General features: G+C 56.4%; 22 protein-coding genes and 1 pseudogene. 13 read left to right on the forward strand and 10 right to left on the reverse strand.

What is annotated here, in order from left to right; all coding sequences use genetic code 11:
• Window positions 1-52 precede the first annotated feature (52 nt).
• The 3 genes from RJT37_RS02065 to RJT37_RS02075 all read left to right on the forward strand — a co-directional run bounded on the left by RJT37_RS02065 (window position 53) and on the right by RJT37_RS02075 (window position 2,148).
• Entirely contained in the window at window positions 53-823 is a 771-nt protein-coding gene (locus RJT37_RS02065) for a cupin domain-containing protein (protein WP_313687381.1), read from the forward strand.
• Window positions 810-1,661 carry a CPBP family glutamic-type intramembrane protease gene (locus tag RJT37_RS02070; protein WP_313687383.1) on the forward strand — a complete coding sequence of 284 codons (852 nt, stop codon included), beginning with the start codon at window positions 810-812 and terminating at the stop codon, window positions 1,659-1,661. Before RJT37_RS02065 ends, RJT37_RS02070 begins: the two co-directional genes overlap by 14 nt.
• An 85-nt stretch (window positions 1,662-1,746) precedes the next feature.
• Entirely contained in the window at window positions 1,747-2,148 is a 402-nt protein-coding gene (locus tag RJT37_RS02075) for a VOC family protein (protein ID WP_313687385.1), read from the forward strand.
• A gap of 299 nt (window positions 2,149-2,447) precedes the next feature.
• Here RJT37_RS02075 and RJT37_RS02080 read toward each other — a convergent pair whose 3' ends face one another.
• Window positions 2,448-2,792, reverse strand: coding sequence for an ArsR/SmtB family transcription factor (locus RJT37_RS02080; RefSeq protein WP_313687386.1), 345 nt, complete (start codon window positions 2,790-2,792; stop codon window positions 2,448-2,450).
• A gap of 19 nt (window positions 2,793-2,811) precedes the next feature.
• Window positions 2,812-3,354, reverse strand: coding sequence for a CPBP family intramembrane glutamic endopeptidase (locus tag RJT37_RS02085; RefSeq protein WP_313687387.1), 543 nt, complete (start codon window positions 3,352-3,354; stop codon window positions 2,812-2,814).
• A gap of 516 nt (window positions 3,355-3,870) precedes the next feature.
• On the opposite strand from RJT37_RS02085, the gene RJT37_RS02090 reads away from it, so the two are divergent.
• Both RJT37_RS02090 and RJT37_RS02095 read left to right on the forward strand, forming a co-directional pair.
• Entirely contained in the window at window positions 3,871-4,212 is a 342-nt protein-coding gene (locus RJT37_RS02090; RefSeq protein ID WP_313687388.1) for a winged helix-turn-helix domain-containing protein, read from the forward strand.
• A gap of 321 nt (window positions 4,213-4,533) precedes the next feature.
• Window positions 4,534-4,830 (forward strand): DUF7521 family protein, encoded by a 297-nt coding sequence (locus tag RJT37_RS02095; RefSeq protein ID WP_390209180.1) that lies wholly within the window; start codon window positions 4,534-4,536, stop codon window positions 4,828-4,830.
• A 29-nt stretch (window positions 4,831-4,859) separates the two neighbouring features.
• On the opposite strand, the gene RJT37_RS02100 is transcribed toward RJT37_RS02095, so the two are convergent.
• The 5 genes from RJT37_RS02100 to RJT37_RS02115 form a co-directional block, all read right to left on the reverse strand.
• Complete coding sequence (locus RJT37_RS02100) at window positions 4,860-5,468, reverse strand: hypothetical protein (protein WP_313687392.1); 609 nt, start codon at window positions 5,466-5,468, stop codon at window positions 4,860-4,862.
• A gap of 305 nt (window positions 5,469-5,773) precedes the next feature.
• The gene (locus RJT37_RS20780) at window positions 5,774-6,244 is read right to left on the reverse strand and encodes a DUF7847 domain-containing protein (protein WP_465260727.1); all 471 of its coding nucleotides are present in this window, start codon (window positions 6,242-6,244) and stop codon (window positions 5,774-5,776) included.
• A gap of 998 nt (window positions 6,245-7,242) precedes the next feature.
• Complete coding sequence (locus tag RJT37_RS02105) at window positions 7,243-7,545, reverse strand: amphi-Trp domain-containing protein (RefSeq protein ID WP_313687394.1); 303 nt, start codon at window positions 7,543-7,545, stop codon at window positions 7,243-7,245.
• Between the two features lie 102 nt (window positions 7,546-7,647).
• Complete coding sequence (locus tag RJT37_RS02110; RefSeq protein WP_313687396.1) at window positions 7,648-8,187, reverse strand: hypothetical protein; 540 nt, start codon at window positions 8,185-8,187, stop codon at window positions 7,648-7,650.
• A 62-nt stretch (window positions 8,188-8,249) separates the two neighbouring features.
• Complete coding sequence (locus tag RJT37_RS02115; RefSeq protein WP_313687397.1) at window positions 8,250-8,948, reverse strand: helix-turn-helix domain-containing protein; 699 nt, start codon at window positions 8,946-8,948, stop codon at window positions 8,250-8,252.
• 36 nt (window positions 8,949-8,984) lie between these two features.
• On the opposite strand from RJT37_RS02115, the gene RJT37_RS02120 reads away from it, so the two are divergent.
• The 3 genes from RJT37_RS02120 (at window position 8,985) to RJT37_RS02130 (ending at window position 12,145) form a co-directional block, all read left to right on the forward strand.
• Complete coding sequence (locus RJT37_RS02120; protein ID WP_313687399.1) at window positions 8,985-10,382, forward strand: cytochrome P450; 1,398 nt, start codon at window positions 8,985-8,987, stop codon at window positions 10,380-10,382.
• A gap of 38 nt (window positions 10,383-10,420) precedes the next feature.
• Window positions 10,421-11,254: a CPBP family intramembrane glutamic endopeptidase gene (locus RJT37_RS02125; RefSeq protein WP_313687400.1), complete on the forward strand. Its 834-nt coding sequence runs from the start codon at window positions 10,421-10,423 to the stop codon at window positions 11,252-11,254.
• A gap of 441 nt (window positions 11,255-11,695) precedes the next feature.
• Entirely contained in the window at window positions 11,696-12,145 is a 450-nt protein-coding gene (locus tag RJT37_RS02130; protein ID WP_313687401.1) for a hypothetical protein, read from the forward strand.
• A gap of 234 nt (window positions 12,146-12,379) precedes the next feature.
• Here RJT37_RS02130 and RJT37_RS02135 read toward each other — a convergent pair whose 3' ends face one another.
• A complete protein-coding gene (locus RJT37_RS02135; protein ID WP_313684617.1) occupies window positions 12,380-13,195 on the reverse strand; it encodes an IS5 family transposase in 816 nt (271 codons plus the stop codon).
• Between the two features lie 107 nt (window positions 13,196-13,302).
• On the opposite strand from RJT37_RS02135, the gene RJT37_RS02140 reads away from it, so the two are divergent.
• The 5 genes from RJT37_RS02140 (at window position 13,303) to RJT37_RS02160 (ending at window position 18,796) form a co-directional block, all read left to right on the forward strand.
• On the forward strand, window positions 13,303-14,586 hold the full coding sequence (locus tag RJT37_RS02140) for a DUF6498-containing protein (protein WP_313687402.1): 1,284 nt from the start codon (window positions 13,303-13,305) through the stop codon (window positions 14,584-14,586).
• A gap of 212 nt (window positions 14,587-14,798) precedes the next feature.
• A complete protein-coding gene (locus RJT37_RS02145) occupies window positions 14,799-15,116 on the forward strand; it encodes a hypothetical protein (RefSeq protein ID WP_313687403.1) in 318 nt (105 codons plus the stop codon).
• A 676-nt stretch (window positions 15,117-15,792) separates the two neighbouring features.
• On the forward strand, window positions 15,793-16,995 hold the full coding sequence (locus tag RJT37_RS02150; protein ID WP_313687405.1) for a COG1361 family protein: 1,203 nt from the start codon (window positions 15,793-15,795) through the stop codon (window positions 16,993-16,995).
• Window positions 16,992-17,654: an ABC transporter ATP-binding protein gene (locus tag RJT37_RS02155; protein WP_313687407.1), complete on the forward strand. Its 663-nt coding sequence runs from the start codon at window positions 16,992-16,994 to the stop codon at window positions 17,652-17,654. The genes RJT37_RS02150 and RJT37_RS02155 overlap by 4 nt, the downstream gene beginning before the upstream one ends.
• Window positions 17,655-17,695: 41 nt before the next feature.
• Window positions 17,696-18,796 (forward strand): ABC transporter permease, encoded by a 1,101-nt coding sequence (locus RJT37_RS02160; RefSeq protein WP_313690053.1) that lies wholly within the window; start codon window positions 17,696-17,698, stop codon window positions 18,794-18,796.
• A gap of 209 nt (window positions 18,797-19,005) precedes the next feature.
• Here the strand turns inward: RJT37_RS02160 and RJT37_RS02165 are convergent.
• Both RJT37_RS02165 and RJT37_RS02170 read right to left on the reverse strand, forming a co-directional pair.
• Window positions 19,006-20,615: pseudogene (locus RJT37_RS02165) on the reverse strand (hypothetical protein).
• The gene (locus RJT37_RS02170; protein ID WP_313687408.1) at window positions 20,612-21,388 is read right to left on the reverse strand and encodes an ABC transporter ATP-binding protein; all 777 of its coding nucleotides are present in this window, start codon (window positions 21,386-21,388) and stop codon (window positions 20,612-20,614) included. Before RJT37_RS02170 ends, RJT37_RS02165 begins: the two are co-directional and overlap by 4 nt.
• Between the last annotated feature and the right edge of the window lie 153 nt (window positions 21,389-21,541).

Here is a 21,541-nt window from a genome sequence, read left to right on the forward strand (position 1 = left end):
TACATACCTCACAGAATCTCTATTCTACAACGGAGCATACTACAGAGCAAAGATGGAAGCTGTGATAGACTCCCGTGATGGCAGACTCCCCACTGATGAAACGAGACGAGGAACTCTTCTGACTGGTCGGCCGCTCGTGGATGGTACGCCGGTTAACGGACCAACACTCGAACTAGATCCCGAGAGTCCCGCTAGTGACCTGTTGCAACAGTCGCCTCACCCGTTGGTTTCCGATCCGGTCAGCCGAACGTGGGCAACACTGCTAGAGCGGCCAGATCCAGACGAGACTGATCGCCCGGTCCTTGTTCAATGGGTATCACCGGGATCTCCTGCGCCACCTGTTCACTACCATCCGACGACAGAGACGTTCAGAGCGCTTGAAGGGCAACTCACCGTTGTCTGCGACGGAGATCCGATTCACCTCAGTCCCGGGGAATCGCTGACCGTTAACTCAGGGCAGGAACACACGTTTCGAAACGAGACGGATGACACCGTTGCATTCAGGGCCGAGCTTCCATCGATTCGAACGGTAACAGGCCTTTACACTACCTGGGGCTTGGCTCACGAGCGCGGCAGCGATGGTAATGGTGAGTATCCCGGGCCGGGGTTCGGACAAGCGCTCGTGATCGCGGCTGATCTCTACGATGAGACAACGATGACGATGGCCCCCATACTGGCGCAACGGTTTCTATGGGCGACCGTCGGTCGAATCGCTCGGTTATCGGGAGCGAGCGGTATTGATGAGGCGTATCTTGACGCGTCGTTCTGGAATCAACACGTCGAACAGCCAGAGTGGGAACAAGCTGAGGATGCTGGGTACTGACACGCATCTGCCGGCGTTCGAGAGTGGGTTGTCAGTCCCCATCGTCACATATCTTGTCGTGCTTTCTGTCCTGTCTCTATTCTTGCTCGTGACCCCGGACGGATCGCCGCCACCTCTCTTGGGAATGGTGTGGGGCGGGTTCCTTGTTGTACTCGCTGTCGGTGCGTTCAGTATCGAGGGAGTCTCGCCACGTGCCATCTTCCCGTCTGCTCGGACCGTCCGCTCCGTGGCCGGAGTTCTCATTACGTTTTGGGGGGTGTACAATCTCGCCGCGGTCAGCCTCGCACTGGGAGGTGTTATCGGGTTTGAAGCTACGTGGTCGAGAGTTGCTGCCCATCCGCTTCCTTATTTTGCGGCCCTGGGTAGCTCGTTCCTGTTCACCGCGATCCCAGAAGAACTGGTATTCCGTTCGTATTTCCAGCAGAAATGCATCGCCATTGCCGGGGGCGAAACGCGTCGCGCGGTTGTCTCTGGCGTCGTAGTCGCAGCAGTTCTGTTTGCTGGCTTCCACCTTCCGCGGTGGTTTCTCGCGTCGGGACACGGAGTCGGTACTGCACTGGTGCTCCACCTGTTTGGATTGCTGCTTATGGGTCTTACGTACGGGATCGTGTACGTGCTTACGCGAAACCTCTGGCTGGTCGCTCTCATACATGCGACAATGAATTATCCGCCAGTTTTGGTCACAATGAGCGTCCCTTCCACACTCCATTTCGCTGTTGGTGTCATCGAATACGCCGCAATTATTTCGATCGTCTATTCAGCTGTACACGTGACCGGGAGTGATCGGCCAACACTCATCTGGTCTCAGCGAGAGAGACCGTCCTTACCAGACAATTGAGTGTGTCATAGAAGACTTCCCATACCAGACAGAAATCGTCCAGTACAGCGGAGTGACTTATCGTTACGGTACGCCTCTATTGACTATGGAGCCACGGATTACACTCGTGACGCTCGGTGTATCAAACCTGGAGGAATCCATCCGGTTCTACCGAGACGGTCTCGGATTGCCGATGCAAGAGCGAGACGACGACAGCGGCGTCGCCTTCTTTCCACTCGACGGGACGTGGCTCTCGCTTTACCCGAGAGAATCACTCGCTGAAGACGCCACCATTTCTGCGGACGGCAACGGATTCTCTGGAATCACTATCGCTCACAACGTATCGACCAAAGAAGAGGTAGATACGGTGCTTGACGAGGCAGAGGCCTCTGGCGGACGGATTGTGAAACCAGCGCAGAAAGTCTTCTGGGGCGGCTATTCTGGCTACTTTGCCGACCCCGACGAACATCTCTGGGAAGTGGCTTATCCCCAACTCACCGACGACTAACCACTCTCACAACAAACTTTCGGGGAAGCGTTTTCATTTGGTTTGTAGGTTCATTTTCGCGGCTGTGGAGTCGTAGAATACATACCGAGAGATGAGTTCTATGGCTCCCTGAGGCAGACAATTCCAACTCTTGTGGGACGAAACGTTGCTCATACCAGAGGTCTGCGCTGACTTCGATGATTTGGGAAATGAAAGAACAGTAACCGGAACCGAGCTCCGATCGGACCACGAGATATGAACGATTTTGGGTGAATCCCTACCAGCGGGATGCCGTCATTAGATCACATTCACCGCTATGGTTATCCGGTGTGGTTTGTGAAGTGAATGACTAACTCTTCAACGGCGAGCGCGTAAACGGTCATCTCGGTCCCTTTTGTGGAGTACCACGTGTCTACAGCCTCGACGACGCCGGCTTCACAAAGGTGCTCCAGATGGTACTTCGCGTTCTGTATCGATGTGTCTGCTACCTCAGCGATGTCTGAGGTTGTCGCTGGCCCGTCGTCAAGCGCCGCTAATATCTGCTGTGCCGTGTCCGAGGAAATTGTTTGGAGCACGTTAGTCGGGTGGTTATTGTCAACGACGACACTGGTTTGTCCACGCGGTGTGTGGTCGACGGGGTTGTGGTGGGGGAATGCAGTTGGCATAGATTCTGGTTAAGGTAAGTTATCGGGTGTTGTACGTGGTAATGCGGTCATTGAGTTCGAGTGCCCCGTCACGCCAGCGAATATACGCGAGTAGTAACAGGCCGCCGAGGATGGCGAAGCCGACAAAGACGAGTCCTTCCTCTCCAACCCACCGCGATGGGCCGACGATGTCGACAGCGAGGAGTTCCGGGGTCTGCTGTGAATGTCCGAGTCCGAATATCGCGCTTTGTGTGAAATTATAGAACACGTGAAAGCCGATACTGAGAGCGAGTTCCCCGGTCAGAACGTATACGCCACTCAGTATGAGTCCAGCTATCAGATAGTACCCGTACTGGCTCAAATGTGTTACTTTCGCGCCGTGTAGAAACGCGAACACGAGTGTACTGATCGTGACTGCGAGTCCAATAGCTATCCACCGGGGGACGAATCCGGTCGCTCCCTCGGCAAGGTTCGTCAGCATCGCACCGCGGATGATGAATTCTTCCCAAGTAGCTGCGAAGGCGATATACGCGAACACGATCACCATCGCGGGCACGAACGGTAGCTCGCCGGACTCGTGCATTACACCATCAAACGTGGCCCAGCCAGTACCGAGGCACACAACGAGTGCACCTGCATTGATTGCTGTGGCGACGAGCCCACCGACAGCAACCGAGTGCCACCATTCTCGATCGAACGAGAGACCGAATCCGCTCACAGGCCGTCGGTCGATAACGCGTGCACTGAGAATGACTGAGCCGGTGAGAATTCCCGCGATCGCAGTCAATTCGAAGAGTTCTCGTACTGGATGGTCGAATCTCGCTCGGATCGCAGTCTGGAGGAATGCAAGGAGAAGAAATGTCAGCACCGTCGGTAGTAGCGCGCGTAACGGTGCACGGAGTCGGTGGTGCTCAGTATTCCAGACCGGCCAGACGAGGTGCAGGATCCTCTCACGAAGGGAGGGCGTGAGGATACGAGCAATCGTCGATTGTAACGACATATACGGGAGAAGAGGACCAGTACAAGTAGCCCCCCAAGCACAGCTTCCGGGTCAGAAGCTGTGACGGGTTTTTTACTGGGACCCGAGCCTGGCATACCTATGGACGAGGACGAGGATGCTGTCTTGGCGTTACTTGACGACGAGTACGCCCGAGCGATCCTCGCACACCTCACAACTGAACCGATGTCAGTCGATGAACTCTGTACGGCCTGTGAGATGTCCGATGCGACGGCATATCGCCGTCTCAATCGGTTACAGGAGGTTGATCTCGTGACCGAGAAGCAAGAAATTGACCCCGATGGTCACCACTACAAGCGGTACGCGGCGACGGTCGAGGCTGTCACCATCGCATTCGCTGATGGGGCCTACGAGGTAGAGGTGACGCGGTCGAGAACCGACCCTGCTGATCGGTTCACGGATCTATTCGAGGGGTTGTCCTAAGATGCTCCAAGTACAATTGGATACGACTGGGGCTAATCCCTCGATTGCACTCGGCGTACTCATTCTCTCTGTTGTCTCAGTAGTGCTGTCGCTGACAATCGCTGTGGTTCTGATTCGTGGATATCGTCGCGGACCGGCTCACCGGGGGATGCTTTGGCTTGCAGTCGGTCTCATCTTCCTGATAACAGTTCCCGAAGTCCTTCGCGTTGGGCTGCCAACAGCTACTAACATCGGGAACGTCGGTCGTTCAGTGCTTGTCAGCGGGTGTGAGTTGCTCGGCCTTGGGACGATCCTGTGGACCGTGTACAGGGGTGGGATGCAGTGATAATAGACAGTCTGCTGGTGATCGAACTGCTCACTGTGGGTTTGGTTGCGCGCGGTGTGACTGCTATCGTTGGACTGTTTGTCGCTGCGCTGGCGTATCGCGGATATCGTCGGAATGGTTCCACAAAGATGCGGGCGCTTGCTCTCGGGATCGGTCTGTTGACAACTGTTGTTTTCGTGGCGGTGTTGCTTACGGACATCGCTGGCGCGGGGAATGGCGTTGTCTTACTTGTACGGGGCCTCGTGACAGTAATCGGTCTCTGTGTCGTACTGTACGCAATTCTTTTTGCATAGTTTACGTCAGGTCTCAGACGGCGCCTTTTTCACTCTGCTTGGACGCGGACTGATTTAGGGAGTATTGATCTGAGGACAGCATCCTTTGATCGTGCTCTTCGACCGACCTGCGTGCGGTGTTTACAGCCGAGAGCTGCGGCTTTATACAGTAGGTTGATGATTTGATCGTCTACAGGCTTGGCGTGACCCACTGGTCTTCGAGGTCCAGAGGATTCTTGCACGAGTTTCCTGTGGAGTGTGTGCTTGAGCTCGTCGGTCACCACGGTGCCGGCAAATGAGAGGAACGCTTTCGGCCGGAACTTCGACGCTGGGAGTTCTGAGCGGTACGCCGATTTATATAGCTCATATAATACAGTCTTGAACTCATTCATATCCTGTACCACTCCTCGGGACCTGAATTGGAGCATCGACCCGGTCTCAATATAGCTGTACGAGCAGGTATCGAGATCAATAAGACAATTATAGTAGTTGACTCCACGGTCCGGCGGATCGCTGGCAGGATCGGCGTCTGGCTTACTCTGTCCCGATTCTAATTCGTCCCATTCTCTGGGACGATCAAGGTGTGAGAAGGTTTGGTCGTCGGCTTCTGTTGTCGTTTCAGTACTGGTTGATCGCTCAGTGTCGGGATAGTCTGTCATAGTTGCTTTTTGATAGTCGAACCGGTTGTTCGGGTTCGACGGCTGGCAGTGACCGCCCTTACGCTGTATTACCAGTAAATATGAATACACTCTTTATTGACTTAAACTCTCGTGAATCAAATAAGTTTATTTGCGTATTTTTGACTCAGAAGCCGTAAGTCGCGGTTTTTCTTCGAAGACAATCTGAGTAAATTCGAGGTAAATATATATTGTGTGTTGATAAAATAGCAGAAATAATATGGTTGTACGAGACCAGCGAAAAGCGCGATTCGACTCAACAGCTTTCAACGGCTATGGACTTCGATTCACGGCACTTGTGAGGTGTTGACTGGGCCGGATGGAGATTGGTGAGAGATTTGGTCATCCCGCAGCTGGCGGTACGCGGCTGCGATAATCGCGTAGTACGGTAGGAAAAACACGGTGGTGAGAACACTAATTGCTATGTCGGCAATAACTGGAATGCCAGCGAGATCGAACAGGGGTGCGATGACACCGATGATCCCACCGAATATCGCGGAGGCCACCACAAGGAGGCCGAGTTTGATGCGGGAGCCGCGAGCGAGTCCCCAGCTTCGCTTGAGGCTCCGATGAGCCCGAGATCTTCGACGGCGACAGCGAAGATGAAGAATAGAAACGACACAGCGAGGAAAATTCCAGTGAGAAACAGGAAGATGGTACCAGTCATTATTGAGACGCTCACAATCAAGCCACCGACGATGGCAATGACTGTGGTACGCCCGAGTCGTCGCGTCGCTGTTGCTGGGAACGTCGAAAATTCGCTCCGCGGTTGAGCCAGCGTTCGGGAAAGGATCACGAAAAACGCCGAACTCAGGATTGCGAGTACGACGAAGATGGCGAGACCGACGCTTCCGGGAATTGGAAGTACGAGTCCTGCGTTGTTGCTAAACTGTTCGGCAGCTGCTGGGGGGAGAAATCCCAGCAGGGCACTATTGATACTTGTTTGGATACCGAGTTGGATGGCGAGCAGTCCTATAAATAGGATTCCACCAATCTGGGTGAATGTACGTCGAATACCATCGCTAATCGCATCGCCGAGTTAGAGGGCCATACTGGTCTAAGATGTTTGACCTGTTTTATTAAAGGAATCGAAGGGTACAATCTGATTTTTTAGTCGGGTTTCCACGAGCAGGTTGGTCGCTAATGGGTGCGAATGTACGCATCAAACAGCGACTTGTAATAGGATAGTTGGGCTACGAGTTCCCTGTATGAAGAGATGCTGTAAGCTGCTGCCGGGTTTCAAGTCCGGCCTGGAAGCGACTGATGATCTCCGATTGATGTTCGGGACAGGCGAGGATGCTCACAGCGCCGGTCCCCACCGGAACGGCGGGCTGCTGTAGATTATAGGGAGCGAGATGACAACTCGGACATCCAATTCCGCCAGCGGGTTGATGCTCAACGAGATCTGCTCTTTCATCGGTCGTATGCCCACAGATAGTGGTAAACTCTTCCTGATGCTCATCACACCCAACCACTGGGATTGTATATTGATCAAGAAGCAAAAATGAGAGGTGCTGCTGATCTGGTGACTGCAGTGCAGCTTCACAGGCAGTACAGGGAACCGTTGGCGCACCAGCAAACTCTTCTGACTGAGGAGAAAGAGAGATTCTGGAGTCCATCTGAAGGTTCTGATTAGGGTTTCGTACTCAGCGGGAGTAAGTCGTGTGGACTACCAATCAAGGTCATAGACGGACTGGTATCACTCCTCGAATGTTCTTGCTACTGCTGCGGTTGTGTTTAGCTACGGTAAAGGCAGTCATTCGTGAGATTCTTTTACGGATACCGGTTCGCCTTCTTCCATCTGCCATTCAAATTCGACATCGAATTCGGCCTCGTCCTCGGTGACCTCGTACTCAACTTCCAGTTCAAACCGTTCTGGAACTGCCACTGTGAAGCCGTTGTCCCCCTCAATGTCAATTCTCCCATTCTCGACACCAGCAGCGACTTCACGGAGAACTCCCGCAGCGTCTGCTCGACTCATTATCCGCTCTCCTTCCCGTTCCGTCTCATCATCTGCCGATTCCGCTTCGGTCTCGGATTCTTGTTTATCGTTTGCCATACCGGAGAAACAACGACCTTCAATAAAATATCCCGGGCTTCAACCAATTACTATGACTAGCAACGGTCACCACCGCTGAGGGAACAACTGACCGCGAGCCGTTCAAGTGGCGTTCACAGCGTTTTCGGTCACATTCATATACACGGCTCCTGAGAGGCAGCCGACTGGGATGGTTATCCACCACGTGAGAATAAACGCGAGTGTGACAAGACCGACCGAGATCTCAGCAGCTTCCAGAAGGGTAGCACCGCTCAGTGAAAACAGAGCTCCAGCAGTGAGAACTCCCCCGACAAGCAAGAGTGATACGAGATACGTCGCAATAGCTCCGATACCGCCGGTAATAATCCCGGTGAGCGTGGAAGAGGTTGGCGACAAACGCCAGCCGATGACGCCGAGAAAAAATGCTGAAGGTACGACGATCGGGAGTGCGAGAGCAGGAAACAGGAAACTCGGCAGCCAATCACCGTTCATCCCCTGAATGGTAGACACACTCAGCAGGATGCCGAACAGGATAGTTGCAAAAACCGCGGCTGATGCAGCTGCGTATCCAGCACCAATGTCGGGGCGGTCAGCTTTGGGGAGACGACTAGGGCCGTATCGTTCGCACGCCTTTCGGAGTGTTGACTGGTAGGAGGGCGGCATACTCAGATCTTGTAGGAAAACGTAAATAATACTTGGGACGATTCCGATAAGCAGTGTTGAAATCAGGAATCTTCTGATTGGTATGACAGCCGTGACCGCTCTTCATAGAGCGCGACGAGTCGAGACTCTGCTTTGCGGAGATGGTTTGCAGCGGTGCTTTTCGAACAGTTGAGTTCGTCAGCGATTTCTCGAACACTGGTGCGTCGGGGGATTTCGTAGTATCCGAGTTTCCGTGCAGTTTCAAGGACCTCTTCTTGCCGATCAGTGAGGGCTGTGACGTGCGGTTCTCTGAACGCGTCGTATTCACCAAGTCGATTGACTGATACCGAGAGGTGGTCCGAGAGGTTAGCGACAAGACTCTTGAGAGCGTCCTGTTCACCGGCGATCTCGAAGAGCATCTCACTCTCAGTGCCGTACTCAACCGGTGGCACGATGAGCAGTTCCGTATCCGTGAGGAGACCCCGAAGACGACCGGCGAAGCCTTGAGCGCTCTCCCGGACGTAGACATAGAAGCTGCGGTCATCGATTAGTGTCACATCGAACTCTTGGATGGATTCAGTAGCTTCGAGTGCCGCAAGGTACTCCTCACGTTCGCTCTCAATGTTTCCGACGATGTGGAGTAAAGTAGCGACGTACTCAGGGTTCGAGAAGTTCCAGTGCCGCAGGTACACCCGTTGAATCGAGTCTTGTTCGGTGAGGAACTGGTGCATTGGGTGCCGTTCCTCGGGAGGGAACCGGATCTGTAACTGGAGGTACCGCATTACTAGAGGGATATCTCCAAAGATAGTTAAAAAGAGGTGGACGTGTCCGACAGAAAACCGGAGTTCGAGTATCGTAAATACGTATATATGAGTTCAAAAATGGCGTATCCACCCGGTCCACGCGGACTTCCTGTTATCGGTAATACTGTTGATTTGAGCCGTGACATCCTCGAGTTTTACGAACAGTTACGTGATGAGTATGGTCGCGTCGCAAGCTACGAAGTGTTCGGGACAGACGCGTGTATGGTCGCCCACCCGAATGCGATTCAGCAGGTGCTCCTTGATAACCACGAGGCTTTCGAGAAAGGTGAGGTTCTAACGCGGAATCTCTCCGACACGATGGGAGAGGGGTTATTTTTGACCGGCGGGGATCAGTGGCAGAACCAGCGGACACAGATCCAACCAGCGTTCTACCGCAATCGGTTGAACACGTACGTGCCCGAGATGCGTGCTACTGCTGCAGAGACAGTCGAACAGTGGCGCGACGGGATGGTCGTCGACGTTAACGATTGGATGACTGAGACGACGATTGCCGTGCTCGGTCGGACGTTATTCGGTGTGGATGTGACGGAGAACCCCGTCATTTCGGAGTCATCGGATGCAATCCTTGCACGGTTCGATACGAGTCGGTTCTGGTCGTTCCTGCCAGACCGGCTTCCAACACCGACGAATCGACGGTATAGACGGAAGCTCACCGAACTCCAGACGTTCGTTGATGAGCTAGCTGATCGGCGCCGAGAACAACAGCCCGAGAACCGTGGTGATGACTTACTATCGATCCTCGTGAACTTTGTCGAGGCAAGCGATTTGACCCAAGAAGAACTCCGTGACAACATCGTTACGTTCCTTTTTGCGGGGCACGAGACGACGGCTCTAGGACTGACGTACACGTTACTCTGTCTCGCTCAGCACCCCGACGAGCAAGCCAAACTCCAGGCCGAAGTGAATGCTGTCTGTGAGGGCGTAGTAACCGCAGAAAGCCTACCAGAACTCGAACGACTGGAGCACGTGATCGACGAGGCGCTGCGTCTCTATCCACCAGTGTATATGTTCTTCCGCGAGGCGACGCAGGACGTAGAACTACAGGGTTTCGATATTCCTGCAGGCACGACCTTAGTCATACCACAGTGGGCTGTCCACCGTGACTCGAAGTGGTGGGACGATCCTGAGACATTCCGTCCGGAACGGTTCATCAGCGACACCGATAGGCCAGAATACGCGTACTTCCCGTTCGGTGGCGGGCCCCGTCACTGTATCGGGATGCGCTTCGCGCGAATGGAGATGAAGGTCGTCCTAGCGACGATCCTCAGCGAGTACACGTTCGAACTTGCATCCAACCCGGACCCAGACCTAATCGCCAGCACGAACCTCAAGCCTGGCGAGCCGATCGAAATCAAACTAAGAAACGATGACGCTGAGGAGATGATTCGATGACGCAGCAGAGACCCGCGTTTCAGGGAGGGTGGCGACCAGTGGTTGGGTTCGCTGCCGCGTTTGCACTTGTGACTGTGATCTGGGTTCCGCTGACGGCTGCCGTGTCCACTGCATCGGCGTGGGTTCAGTTAGTGACTGAGATCGGGAAATTCGCAGTGATCATTGGCGCCGTGGGTGTGCTCTTGCGTCTCGACGAGGTTCGGTTTTTCGAACTTGGGCTTTCTCGTTGGCATCTCCGCACTGCAGTTCTCGCGTTTGCAGGGCTCTGGATGGCGATGAATGCGTTCGGATTCGTGATGGCAGTCCTCACTGGGAACGACTTGGCTGTAAGTATGATCTGGCAGTTCCCGGAAGCCGCACCCGAAGTACAGCGATATTCACCACTCCCTGCAACATCTCTTGTCGTCATCCTTCTCAATTTCCTCGTAATCGGTCTCATTGAGGAAATCACATTCCGTGGATATTTCCAGTCAAAGATAATCGACGTGTTCGGCCACAACACCAGGCTACGAATCGCTCTCGGAATCGGTGTGACGACGATAGTGTTCGGCGTACTGCATACTCCTGCTGCGATCGTTGCCGGGAATTCGCTCGGCGGTGTTGTCGGTGCTGCCCTCGCGCCCACAGTCACTGCGGTTTTATTCGGCATTTTCTACGAACTGACCCACAACGTGTACTTTGTCGCCCTGTTGCACGGGTTCGGCAACACGTGGCCGATCGTTGTCGAGTGGGCAAACTGGTCAGGGACCTCGCTAATTGCATTCTGGCTCGGCACCGCGTGCATTTACTTCAGCGTAACGTACGCATATCGGTATTGGACTGCTGGAAGGGCCTCGAAGGAAGCCCCCCGTAGAACTAGCTCGTTCGGTTGACAGAGACTGCGCGGGAGAGACCCGAAATACTGAAGCCCGTAGGAACTATCCGATTTTCAGTCTTCAATTTATTTAACTGGTTCAGAAGAAGTTTTGCGTTTATGCTCGCCCGATACCACATCTCGAAATCAAATCTCTCCGAGACAAACGCTAAGAGCCATCGAAGCGGGGTTTACAGTCGCATCAATTGCCGGACTCAACGATCGCATCTACTCTCTCCCAATGCGTGGATCAGAAGCAGGAAGAGCAACCTATGAAGAAAACTTCTCTCTGTCTCCACAATACAACCGGTCTGTACGCTTCCTCTCTTGACAAGACACTACCCGTTCAGCTACGCAATTCTCTGTGGTAAATCAATATATGATTCGGCGTTTCTGCCACCGATATGGTCCCGGAGCCCTGCCGTACGCTTCACGTCGTGATGTCGGCGGTGGGATTGCAATGGCAGCAACTGGGGTGTTGACAGCGGTTCTTTGGTTCGGTGGTGCCAGCACTCTTCTTGTTATAGGTGCCGGAACTGGTACTGGAACGCTCGGGTTTCTGATCGGCGTCGGGTTACTGTTCATCCCGCTCGTGATTCCAACAGCGTTCACTCTCGGATTCGTTCTCTGGCGGGAGTACTACCCGGAAGAAAGCCGCCGTGTCTACGGCGCTCTGTACGGTGGGCTTACAGGGCTTGGAAGCCTTGGTGTTGGGGCTCTTAGCCCTACACTGGTCCTTGCAGTCTCAAACGTGGTTAACGGGCGGATGACAGTAGTTGAGGGGCTAGGCTTTCTCGTACTTCTCTTACCTGTTGGATTTCTGTTCGCTGTTGTTGCCGCTGGATGGCTGGTGGTTCCACTCGGTATGTTCGGTGGATGGTACCACGAACGCGCAAAAGAGACTCCGTAAAAACACTCCGCTGATTAGAAATTGCCTTGTTGAACGCAAGACAGCGACGGGGTAGGGTCGATTGTTTGTAGTCTCACGCTGTCAGAGGTGCGTTCTTACAGTCAGAAGATACAGCGGCTGTTACTGACAGCGGTTGCCGAAGGGTCAAAACTATGGTATCTTGCTTCGTTGTTTCGGTGACGACGGCGATGCCTCTCCCGGATACGTCCGGAGAAGGGGAGCAGGCGGCGAGCCCTAACTCGCCGCCTGCGTTAGGTTATGGACGATGCACTTCCGAGTCAGCTCCCGGAACTGGCCGTGCCAGCTCCGGGAGCGGAGCTTCTCGCCGTCGTCTTCTTTCAACTGCGAGAAGCCCGTCTCACTCATCCAGCGTTGGTTGTAATCCTCGGTCATTCGGGCGTTGTGGGCCTTCTGCAACGGTGTTTGTTCCCTGTGCTTGATCAGTGGTCGCGTTGAGTTCGAGCGACACTCCTCACGGAGTTCGCCCCACGAGTAGTTCGCGTCAGCAGACAATACACGCAGGTCTTCCGCGTTCCGGCGGAAGACCTGCATCCCGATGTGGCCGTCCCACGCCTTCTGTGTCGTGAAATGAACGTCTTTGATCGCTAGCGAGTTCACGTCGATCAAGATGGTTGTCTTCATCGACTGGAACGAGTAGTTCGCACGGTCACGGTAGTGATAGCTGGTCTGATCACGCTGGAAGCCACTTGCATCGATTGCGGCTTCACCACTCCAGCCCGCCTGCTCCGCCGAAGCGCGGAGCAGGCGGCGGAGTTCACGCATCCGATACTCGTCTTCCCACCGGCAGAACGAACTGTAGTGTGGTGCCTCGTTGAGATCAAATACGGCGAGGATACCGGGCATCTCGTTGAGGTAGTCTTCAGTCTCACGAAGACTCTTCTCCAACTCAACGCGGAACAAAATCAACGCAATCTGTGTCCACTTGGCGTACCCGTCCGCGCCGTTCGGCGCGGCGGGTACGTCAGGGTCATCTACGTGCTGTTTGGCAAGATCTCGACACATCCGAGCGAGCCGTCTGAGCGATCCCATATCGCCAGACGGCGTCCAATTCCCGGTTAGCTTGACGGTATTTTCCTGTGAGAGCGTCTGAAACTACAGTCAGCTAGCGGCAAAACAAGGCATTAGAAATTCAAGAAATGGTCTCCGGTAAAACTCTACAGCACTACACCCCGCCGTCTGAGACGACTGCCATTATCGTTGCGAACGCACTGCCGCTCATCGGAGTTGTTGCCCTCGGGTGGGATCTCGCTGCACTGGTCTTTCTGTACTGGTTTGAACTCGGGATCCTTTCATTTTGGGCGCTTGTAAAAGCCGTATTTGCTGGCCGACCCTCGGAATTTGATTCTGACCCGCTATTCGCAGGCGCACTAGCGAGCAAACGAACTGCAGTCCCGCTCCCGTTCACTAACGTCGAGATTCAGCTATCGACACTACCTGTCCTCGCTGTTACCATTCCGATCTTCACACTCGTGTGGTTTTTCGTGGGTGTCACGACCGTTGGGGTAGTCGGTCCCAACACGCTTGAATCGAGTGCGCTAGAAATGGTAGTACTCTCCTCAGTCGGCATCTTTCTCAGCGAAGGAGCTTCGACGCTCGTTGAGTACTTCTATCGGCAGGGATACCGCGACCACAGCGCGCAGACAGCGATTCAAGGCATTTTCATTCGTAGTGGAGTGATCGGGATCGGAGGACTGCTCACAGCAACTTTCGTCGGACTCGCCGCAGACTCTGTTTCCGGTGATGATCCGATCACGGCCATCGATCCGACGCTCGTCGGTCCTCCGATTCTCGTCGGGATCGTCCTCGTGAAGTTTAGCTTCGATCTCGGCGGCCTGTACCGAAACCGACTCGTCGCCTTCGACGAGGCGTCCGCGCTCGAACTCGGATGGGCGTACGAGCCACCAACCGAGGAGACGATCGAACCAGTAAGTGCAGTGGGCGATCGGATGCGGCCGGCCGCCCGGGGACGACTGTTCGGCGGTCTCTCCCCGTCGAACGTTCGGCGCCATCCGGGTGCGCTGGTCGTCAGCGGGTTCATCCTCACGGTTTCGCTCCTCTTCGCGCTCGGCCGCGTCTGGGACATCGTTCTCTCCCTTGTCGGAGCCAGTCTCGTCGTGCCGATGGGGCTTCTCACGATCGACTACGGGTTGCGGTACGGCGCTGTTGAGTACCGCAGTTCCGACGACGCGGTTGTCGCGTACGATCGGTTCTTCCAGACGCGTCTGTGGCGGATCGAACCGTGGGACGAAACCGGGCTCCGCGTCGAACGTGATCGAATCGACCGATGGCTCGACACATTAACTGTCGTGATCGAGTGTCCAGACCGTGAACTACGGCTTTCACATTTGTACGACCCCGAACCGATTCTCGACGTGTTCGACCGTCGTGCCAGCGGCACCGAACGTATGGAAAGAATGTAGTGCCATCCATCCGGCAGGGTATGAGTCAACGAGAACTATTCTCGGTGTGGTTCATATCAGGCCCAGTACTTCCAGAACGATATTGATGCCTGTCCAATCGACCCCGCTGTTCATACTCCTCGTCTGACGACGTAGTATCGGTATCATCTGTCATATCCTAATGCACTCTTGTGTCCCACAAATGGCTTGGTGGTCCCGGATGACGGTCCTATATGATCGTCCCCGCGTTGCTCGGAATTCCAGACGCGACCCTCGGTGCGGGTTTAGGCGTCGCGTGGCTGCTCGTGCTCGGAATCGCTACGTATCGCTACCTGACCGGCAGTCAATCTCCGGAACAATTCCTGGCAGTCGTGTCCGTGGGTGCTTTCTGGCTCGCATACAGTCTGCTGCAGATTTCAACTGCAGTCTCGGGGGTACCCGAGATACTCGTCGTGGGGCTCGCAGCCGGATTTTTCCTAACTGGGATCGTTGCTGGGATCCGATGGTGGGACAGCCGCAGTACCGACATCGAGGAGCAAACGACCCCCTGAGGCTTTCACGGCGATTCTTCCAGTTTGGGGTATCCAAATGATCAATACAGGCGCACCCTTGGGCGTGCGCTTGAACAGCGGGATGGTGAACGTGGACGGAGGCTATTCTCCTGCTTCGTCAGAGGCCAGAACGGGAGTCCACGCTGAATCCCACGACTTTACAGTAGTTGCTGAAGTGGGAAAGAGGACAGATTCGGTTGGTTCTCTTACTGGCTCTAAACTGTGTGCACCCGGTGCACGGAGTTCTGAGTCGTGTCCGTTCCATCGCCGAAACGCTAACTGCACGCGATTCAGCAACTGCTGTTTAGTCGTGGGTAGCTCAATGCTGGGTTCAAACGGCAGATCGGTGTCAGTAAGTCAGCGAGTCTCTATTTTGGCCAGTCTCATATCAGGCGCCGCACTTCCAGAACGATATTGATGGGTTTGTCTAATCGATCCCGCCGTTCGTCATCCTCGTCTGACGACGTAGTATCGGTATCGTCTGCTATTTCCTCAGTTCACTCTTGTGCTCCGCAAATACCTTGGTAGTCTCAGAGAACGATCCTGTATGATCATCCCTGCGTTGCTCGGCTTTCCAGACGCTATCCTCGATATGGGGTATGGCCTCGCGTAATTGGTCGCGCTCGGGATCTCAAAATCGGCAGTATCTACTATATGAAGCTCCTAATCGCTGCCGATGCGTTGGTCCCCTCTTCCACGACTGTTCGTTACCCTCCTCGTACTGATCGGAGGCACGGGTGCCGTTGCGGTGTCGGCAGCGAACCCGGCCGTACAGCTGTCGTCGGTGACGGTGACACCCGACGATCCAAACACCGGCGAGCAGGTCACGATCGAGGCGACGATCTCGAACCTGGAAAACAGCGACACGACCGTTGATATCCGTGATCTCTACGTCCGGACTCCCGGGACGACCCAGGAGTTCGCCCGGGTAGAGGAGGTCGGCTCTGTCGCTCCGGGCGGTTCCCTCTCAGTACCGATTTCGACTACGTTCGAGACCCCCGGCGAGAAGCGGCTTGACCTCAACCTGGTGGTGCAGGACGGTGACGGCGAGTACCACTCCTATACCTACCCGGTCTATGTCGATGTGTCCAAACCGACAGTGAAAGCAGATCTGTCGGCGACGACGCTGGAGAACGACTCCGGGACGACCGAGGTTTCGCTCACGAACTTCGGCAACACCAACCTCTCCGATGTCGAGATCACCGCCGCCGTCGACGGCGAGGTCTTCGACCGGAATTTCGTTTACGACGTGCCCCCGGAATCCAGCCGGACCACCGCGTTCGACACCGACGATGTCGGTTCGGACACCGTGGAGTTCACCGCGACGTACACCGCCGCGGGCGACAGCCACAACACGTCGCTCACGGTCGACATCGACGAGGAGACGCAGGTTCCCGGCGAGATCCGGCTCACGGCCATTGAGGCCTCGCAGGCCGGCACCGGGGTGACAATCCAGGGTGACGCCGCCAACCTCGGCAGCACCGACGCCGACTCGGTACTGGTCCGGATCGGTGACGCCGACGACGTGCGTCCCGCACCCCCGTCGGGCGAGTACTTCGTCGGCGCCGTCGAAGCTAGCGAGTTCGCCACCTTCGAACTCACCGCACAGACCGACGGGAACGTGTCGTCGGTCCCGGTCGAGATCACGTACATCGTGGATAACGAGCGCGTGACGACCACCCAGCGGGTCGACCTGACGACCAGCGTGTCCGCGTCGCCAAACGTCGGCGCATCACCCGGCGACGCCGCTTCGGGCGACGGCCCCGGTGGTCCCGGTTCGGACGGCTCCGGCGGGCTCCCGCTCCGGCTCGTCGTCGGCGCGATCGCCGTGGCCAGCATCGTGGGCGGCGTCGCGCTCTACCGATGGCGCAGCCAATGACGGTCATCGAGCTTGAAGACGCTGTCAAGCGGTACCACACCGGCGGAGAGGTGATCGAAGCGCTCGCCGGCATCGACTTCGAGGCCGAACGCGGCGAAATGGTCACGGTGATCGGGCCCTCCGGCTCGGGAAAGAGCACGATGCTCAACCTGGTCGGCCTGCTTGACACCCCCTCGGAGGGGGTGGTCCGTCTCGACGGCCGCGACGTGACCGACTTTTCGGAGGACGAACTGACCGAGGAGCGCCGCTCGGAGATCGGGTTCGTGTTCCAAGCGTTTCACCTGCTGCCGATGCTCACCGCGGTGGAGAACGTGGAACTCCCGTCGATGTGGGACACCACCCGGGACCGCTCGGATCGCGCGGTTGACCTGCTCCGTCGGGTCGGCCTCGGCGACCGGCTCGAACACACCCCTGAGGAACTGTCGGGCGGACAGAAACAGCGAGTCGCCATCGCTCGAGCACTGATCAACGAACCCGACATCCTGCTGGCTGATGAGCCGACCGGGAATCTGGATCAGGACACCGGCCGGACGATCCTTGACGAACTCACTCGACTCAAAGAGGACGAGAATATCGCCATTGTAGCCGTGACTCACGACGAACAGTTGGTTGAATACGCTGATCGGGTGGTGCGGCTCGTGGACGGGGTGATCCAGTGAGCCGGATCACCGACCTGGTGTGGCGGTTCCCGAGTTTCGGGATGGCGTGGCGCAACCTCGGCCGGAACAGAGTTCGAACCGCTCTCGCAACCCTCGGGATCGTGATCGGAGTCGTCGCCATTGCGTCGCTAGGAATCGCCGGCGTCGCGCTCCAACAGCAGGCGACAACCGACCTTGGTAGTCTTGCTAACGAGGTGACCGTCAGATCGGGAGCGGACAGCGATACTGACGGCGTGACCGACGAGCAGGTCGAAGCGATCCGAAGCGTCGTCGCTGACGCCCCCGTCGTCCCCGAGAAAACTAACAGTACGACGTTGTCCTCGCGTGACGGCGAGGAGACGTTCGTGAGCGTGACCGGGGTAACGAACGCAGACGCGCTGTACACCGTCTCCGCTGGCGACTCCCCGGAACGGTTGCGATCCGGTGCGCTCCTCACAAACGGGACCGCGCGGCGGCTAGGGATCGAACTCGGTGATCCAGTGACGTACGATGGGCGGCTCTACCGCGTGCAAGGGATCATCGAATCCGAGGACGGGTTTGGCGGCGGGAACGAACTCGTTGTTCCGATCTCGGCGCTTGACGAGCAGGAACACTACGATTCGGTGACCATCGTCGCTGCGAACGGTGACGAAGCCCAGGAGATCGTCTCGTCGCTCGAATCCCGGTTCAACGAGGGTGACGAGGAGGAGCTAGCGATCACGAACTTCGCGGGCGTCCAGGAGAACGTAAACTCCTTCTTCAACACACTCAACCTCGCGCTTCTTGGGATCGGAGCGATTTCGCTTGTCGTTGCTAGCGTCGCCATCCTCAACGTGATGTTGATGAGTACGATCGAACGCCGCGGGGAGATCGGCGTCCTCCGCGCGGTGGGCATCCGCCGGGGCGAAGTACTCCGGATGATCCTGGCGGAGGCGGCGTTCCTCGGTGTGATCGGTGGCGTGGTCGGCGCCGCGGCCTCGCTCGGCACCGGCCTCGTGATCTTCGAGGTGCTCGCGGGCGATCCAACCCTTGTATTCGAGTGGGCCAGCCTCCGGTATCTCGGGTATGGGTTCGGGTTCGCTGTGGCCGCGAGCGTCCTGAGCGGGCTGTACCCCGCGTGGAAGGCAGCAAACGACCTTCCGGTGGAGGCGCTCAGAGGCTAAAGTTGAAACCGGTTGAAAAGATCGTCCCGGGTCGGTCACTGTAATCCCCGTCCCCCGTTCTTTCTATGTCAGTATGCAGAACACTGCGCAAACACTCACCATCAGCCGCGCGGGTCTGCGTGAATCGAAACCGTAAGTGAATGCTCTGTGGATCGTGTTAATGGATTGTGCAGGAAAGCCTCAAGCCTCGACTATCTGTACCGAGCCAATCAATCGAACGTATAGCGTCGATATCGTCGAATTGCGCAGTAGTACGCTCCATACGGCACTCCTACCGTCAACAAGAGGTACATCCCGAAGCCCACGAGGAAGACGGGCGTCAAGACGAGATTGCCGGTGCCGCAAACCAGATCATCAACAGTCCAAGAACCGTGCCCCCACCGACAACAAACAGGTATCCTATCATCACAAGCGTCGACGGAACGACCGTTTCGGTACCCCAGAACTCACGCTCCTCGTAGATCGGGTACGCCGCACCGATGCCGAGCGCGAACATCGCCGCGGCCAGACAGGTACCGACTCCGACCCCTGCGAAGGCCAGAGCTCGCAGCACCGGTGTTCCGAGACCGACCGACGCAAGCGGAATGAGAACGGCAATCGGGAGACCAACGGCAATGCCGGCGAGCAACCGCCCGCGGACGAGAGCTCGTGGCGAGGTTGTGGTAAGCAACAGGAGCGGTAACTGGGGTCGATCGTCCCCGAGCGGGTTCAATCCGAAGGTCGCTCCCGCGAGGAACGTCCCGAGACCGACGCCCGTCCCCGCGATGAGAACGCCGATTGCATCACCTGACGACTGAACGACGGTCGTTCCAACCGGACCGATGAAAAAGAGGATCATCACAAGGTGACTCAGTTCCTGTGGTCGTCGGCGAGCGCGTACAAGAACACCCCACGCGATTCGACCCGCGTTGGTCCACGCGAACGGCTGCGGCGCAGTGAAGCCACCGCTTGATCTGCGTACCTGGTTCGACGTGTTCCGAGCCGGTGCGTCCGTAAACCAGAGGGTAGATGCCTGTTTGGTGGCGACTGCGAGTCCAATCGGTGTCAATACAAGCATCGCACCGAGCACCGCTATCGAACGGATCGACGCCGGGCGTGCGAGTGGGGTTCCGGTGAAGGCAAGCGCAACGTACTCGATGAGCGGGTCGTACGTCGTCATCGAGAGCAGCCACTGTATCCAGCGGTCCGCCTCGACGATGTACTGCCCGACGAACTGCGAGGCGACCACGATCCCGACCATTATGAGAGCGCCACCTACTTTCAGAAGGCGACGCACAGCAGGGAGATGTCGGAGGAGTCGCAGGATACCGAGCCCACCAGCGTATCCCCAGACGGCAGCACAGCAGACGAGTGGTAGTGCGACAAGCCCGCCCGTAACGACGAGTGCCGGTGCCCCTAATCCCAGCGCGAACGCGGCGGCAAACGCCCCGAGGGGAAGCCCGAACCACAGGAGAAGCCGTCCGATCTCCGCGGTGATGAGCCCGAAGACCACCGCACGTGGGTGGACTGTCGTCAAGACGAGGGCTTCAGCTTCGATGCTGCCGATCCGTTCCAGTGTTCTGAGCACCGCCAACAGGACAAGCACAACAGGCATAGCGCTCGCAGCAGGCCCGAAGAATGGAATCGCAGTGACGGAGCGTGCAGTTCGACCGAGCAGGTACGCGGTCGGGAGCGCAAACAGCAGACTCCCGCCAAAGAACAATACCGCAATCCCCAACCCGACAAGCTGCCGTGTATTTTCGAGGTACCCTCGGAAGCTCCGAACGAACTCCGCTCTGCCGATTCGGATCCCGTGACGAACGTCGCGTTGCAGGCTCATTCTTCCACGGAGGGTGCCCGTGTTTCGTGCTCGCTGGTGACAGCGAGGAACGCATCTTCCAACGATCCGCTCTCACCCGTCTCCGCACGTTCCTGCACCTCTGTGGGTGTCCCCTCAGTAACGAGTCTCCCGTCGAACAACACGCCGACCTCATCGGCAACGGCTTCGACGACAGGGAGGATATGTGTCGAGAGGAACACGGTCGTCCCCCGATCGGCAAAGGCGGTGATGGACTCCCGAATGGTGCGAGCCGCGCGTGGATCAAGCCCTGATGTCGGCTCATCAAGGAATAGGACATCCGGATCGTGCAGGACGCTCTGGATGAACGCGGTTTTCTGCTGCATTCCCTTGGAGTACGCTTCGATTCGTTTGTCGGCGTCGTCAGTCAAATCAAACCGATCGAGGTACTCGTCGATCCGTTCGCGGGCAACATCCTGCGGGACATCGCGGAGATCGGCAACGTACTCAAGTTGTTCACGAGCGCTGAATTCCTCGTAAAGCGGTGGCGTTTCGGGGAGGTAGCCGACGTGTGGAGTGAGGGCACGTCGGTCGGCTACGTCGACACTACAGACACGGACAGATCCACTTGTTGGCTGTGTAAGGCCGGTAAGGAGCCGCATCGTGGTCGTTTTTCCCGCGCCGTTCGGGCCGAGAAACCCATAGACGGTTCCTGTGGAGATTGCAAGCGACAGGCTATCAAGGGCCACCTCGGATCCGTAGGTCTTCCTGAGATCCGTCGTCTGAATGGCGATGTCATCGTTAGTGGAGGGCATAAATCACAGAGAGTGGTTGTCACACTGTTCGCCTATGCGTTTCGGAACGATCGAGCGACATTCGTTCGGCGCATAGATCACCAGAGAATCGAGATAGACCATCTGTTCTCTTTGCCAATTTTCACGGATTTAATCCAAACCAGGAATCTTAGC

Source organism: Halobellus marinus, from assembly GCF_032113415.1.
Lineage (GTDB): Archaea > Halobacteriota > Halobacteria > Halobacteriales > Haloferacaceae > Haloquadratum > Haloquadratum marinus.

Excerpts from the sequence above, each read along its gene's own strand:
- RJT37_RS02115 (WP_313687397.1), bottom strand. The coding sequence starts at position 8,948 with ATGCGGTACCTCCAGTTACAGATCCGGTTCCCTCCCGAGGAACGGCAC.
- RJT37_RS02105 (WP_313687394.1), bottom strand. The coding sequence starts at position 7,545 with ATGGCAAACGATAAACAAGAATCCGAGACCGAAGCGGAATCGGCAGAT.
- RJT37_RS02150 (WP_313687405.1), top strand. The coding sequence starts at position 15,793 with ATGCGTTGGTCCCCTCTTCCACGACTGTTCGTTACCCTCCTCGTACTG.
- RJT37_RS02070 (WP_313687383.1), top strand. The coding sequence starts at position 810 with ATGCTGGGTACTGACACGCATCTGCCGGCGTTCGAGAGTGGGTTGTCA.
- RJT37_RS02110 (WP_313687396.1), bottom strand. The coding sequence starts at position 8,187 with ATGCCGCCCTCCTACCAGTCAACACTCCGAAAGGCGTGCGAACGATAC.
- RJT37_RS02135 (WP_313684617.1), bottom strand. The coding sequence starts at position 13,195 with ATGGGATCGCTCAGACGGCTCGCTCGGATGTGTCGAGATCTTGCCAAA.
- RJT37_RS02155 (WP_313687407.1), top strand. The coding sequence starts at position 16,992 with ATGACGGTCATCGAGCTTGAAGACGCTGTCAAGCGGTACCACACCGGC.
- RJT37_RS02170 (WP_313687408.1), bottom strand. The coding sequence starts at position 21,388 with ATGCCCTCCACTAACGATGACATCGCCATTCAGACGACGGATCTCAGG.
- RJT37_RS02140 (WP_313687402.1), top strand. The coding sequence starts at position 13,303 with ATGGTCTCCGGTAAAACTCTACAGCACTACACCCCGCCGTCTGAGACG.
- RJT37_RS02085 (WP_313687387.1), bottom strand. The coding sequence starts at position 3,354 with ATGCACGAGTCCGGCGAGCTACCGTTCGTGCCCGCGATGGTGATCGTG.
- RJT37_RS02075 (WP_313687385.1), top strand. The coding sequence starts at position 1,747 with ATGGAGCCACGGATTACACTCGTGACGCTCGGTGTATCAAACCTGGAG.
- RJT37_RS02160 (WP_313690053.1), top strand. The coding sequence starts at position 17,696 with ATGGCGTGGCGCAACCTCGGCCGGAACAGAGTTCGAACCGCTCTCGCA.
- RJT37_RS02130 (WP_313687401.1), top strand. The coding sequence starts at position 11,696 with ATGGCAGCAACTGGGGTGTTGACAGCGGTTCTTTGGTTCGGTGGTGCC.
- RJT37_RS02080 (WP_313687386.1), bottom strand. The coding sequence starts at position 2,792 with ATGCCAACTGCATTCCCCCACCACAACCCCGTCGACCACACACCGCGT.
- RJT37_RS02100 (WP_313687392.1), bottom strand. The coding sequence starts at position 5,468 with ATGACAGACTATCCCGACACTGAGCGATCAACCAGTACTGAAACGACA.
- RJT37_RS02065 (WP_313687381.1), top strand. The coding sequence starts at position 53 with ATGGAAGCTGTGATAGACTCCCGTGATGGCAGACTCCCCACTGATGAA.
- RJT37_RS02145 (WP_313687403.1), top strand. The coding sequence starts at position 14,799 with ATGATCGTCCCCGCGTTGCTCGGAATTCCAGACGCGACCCTCGGTGCG.
- RJT37_RS02090 (WP_313687388.1), top strand. The coding sequence starts at position 3,871 with ATGGACGAGGACGAGGATGCTGTCTTGGCGTTACTTGACGACGAGTAC.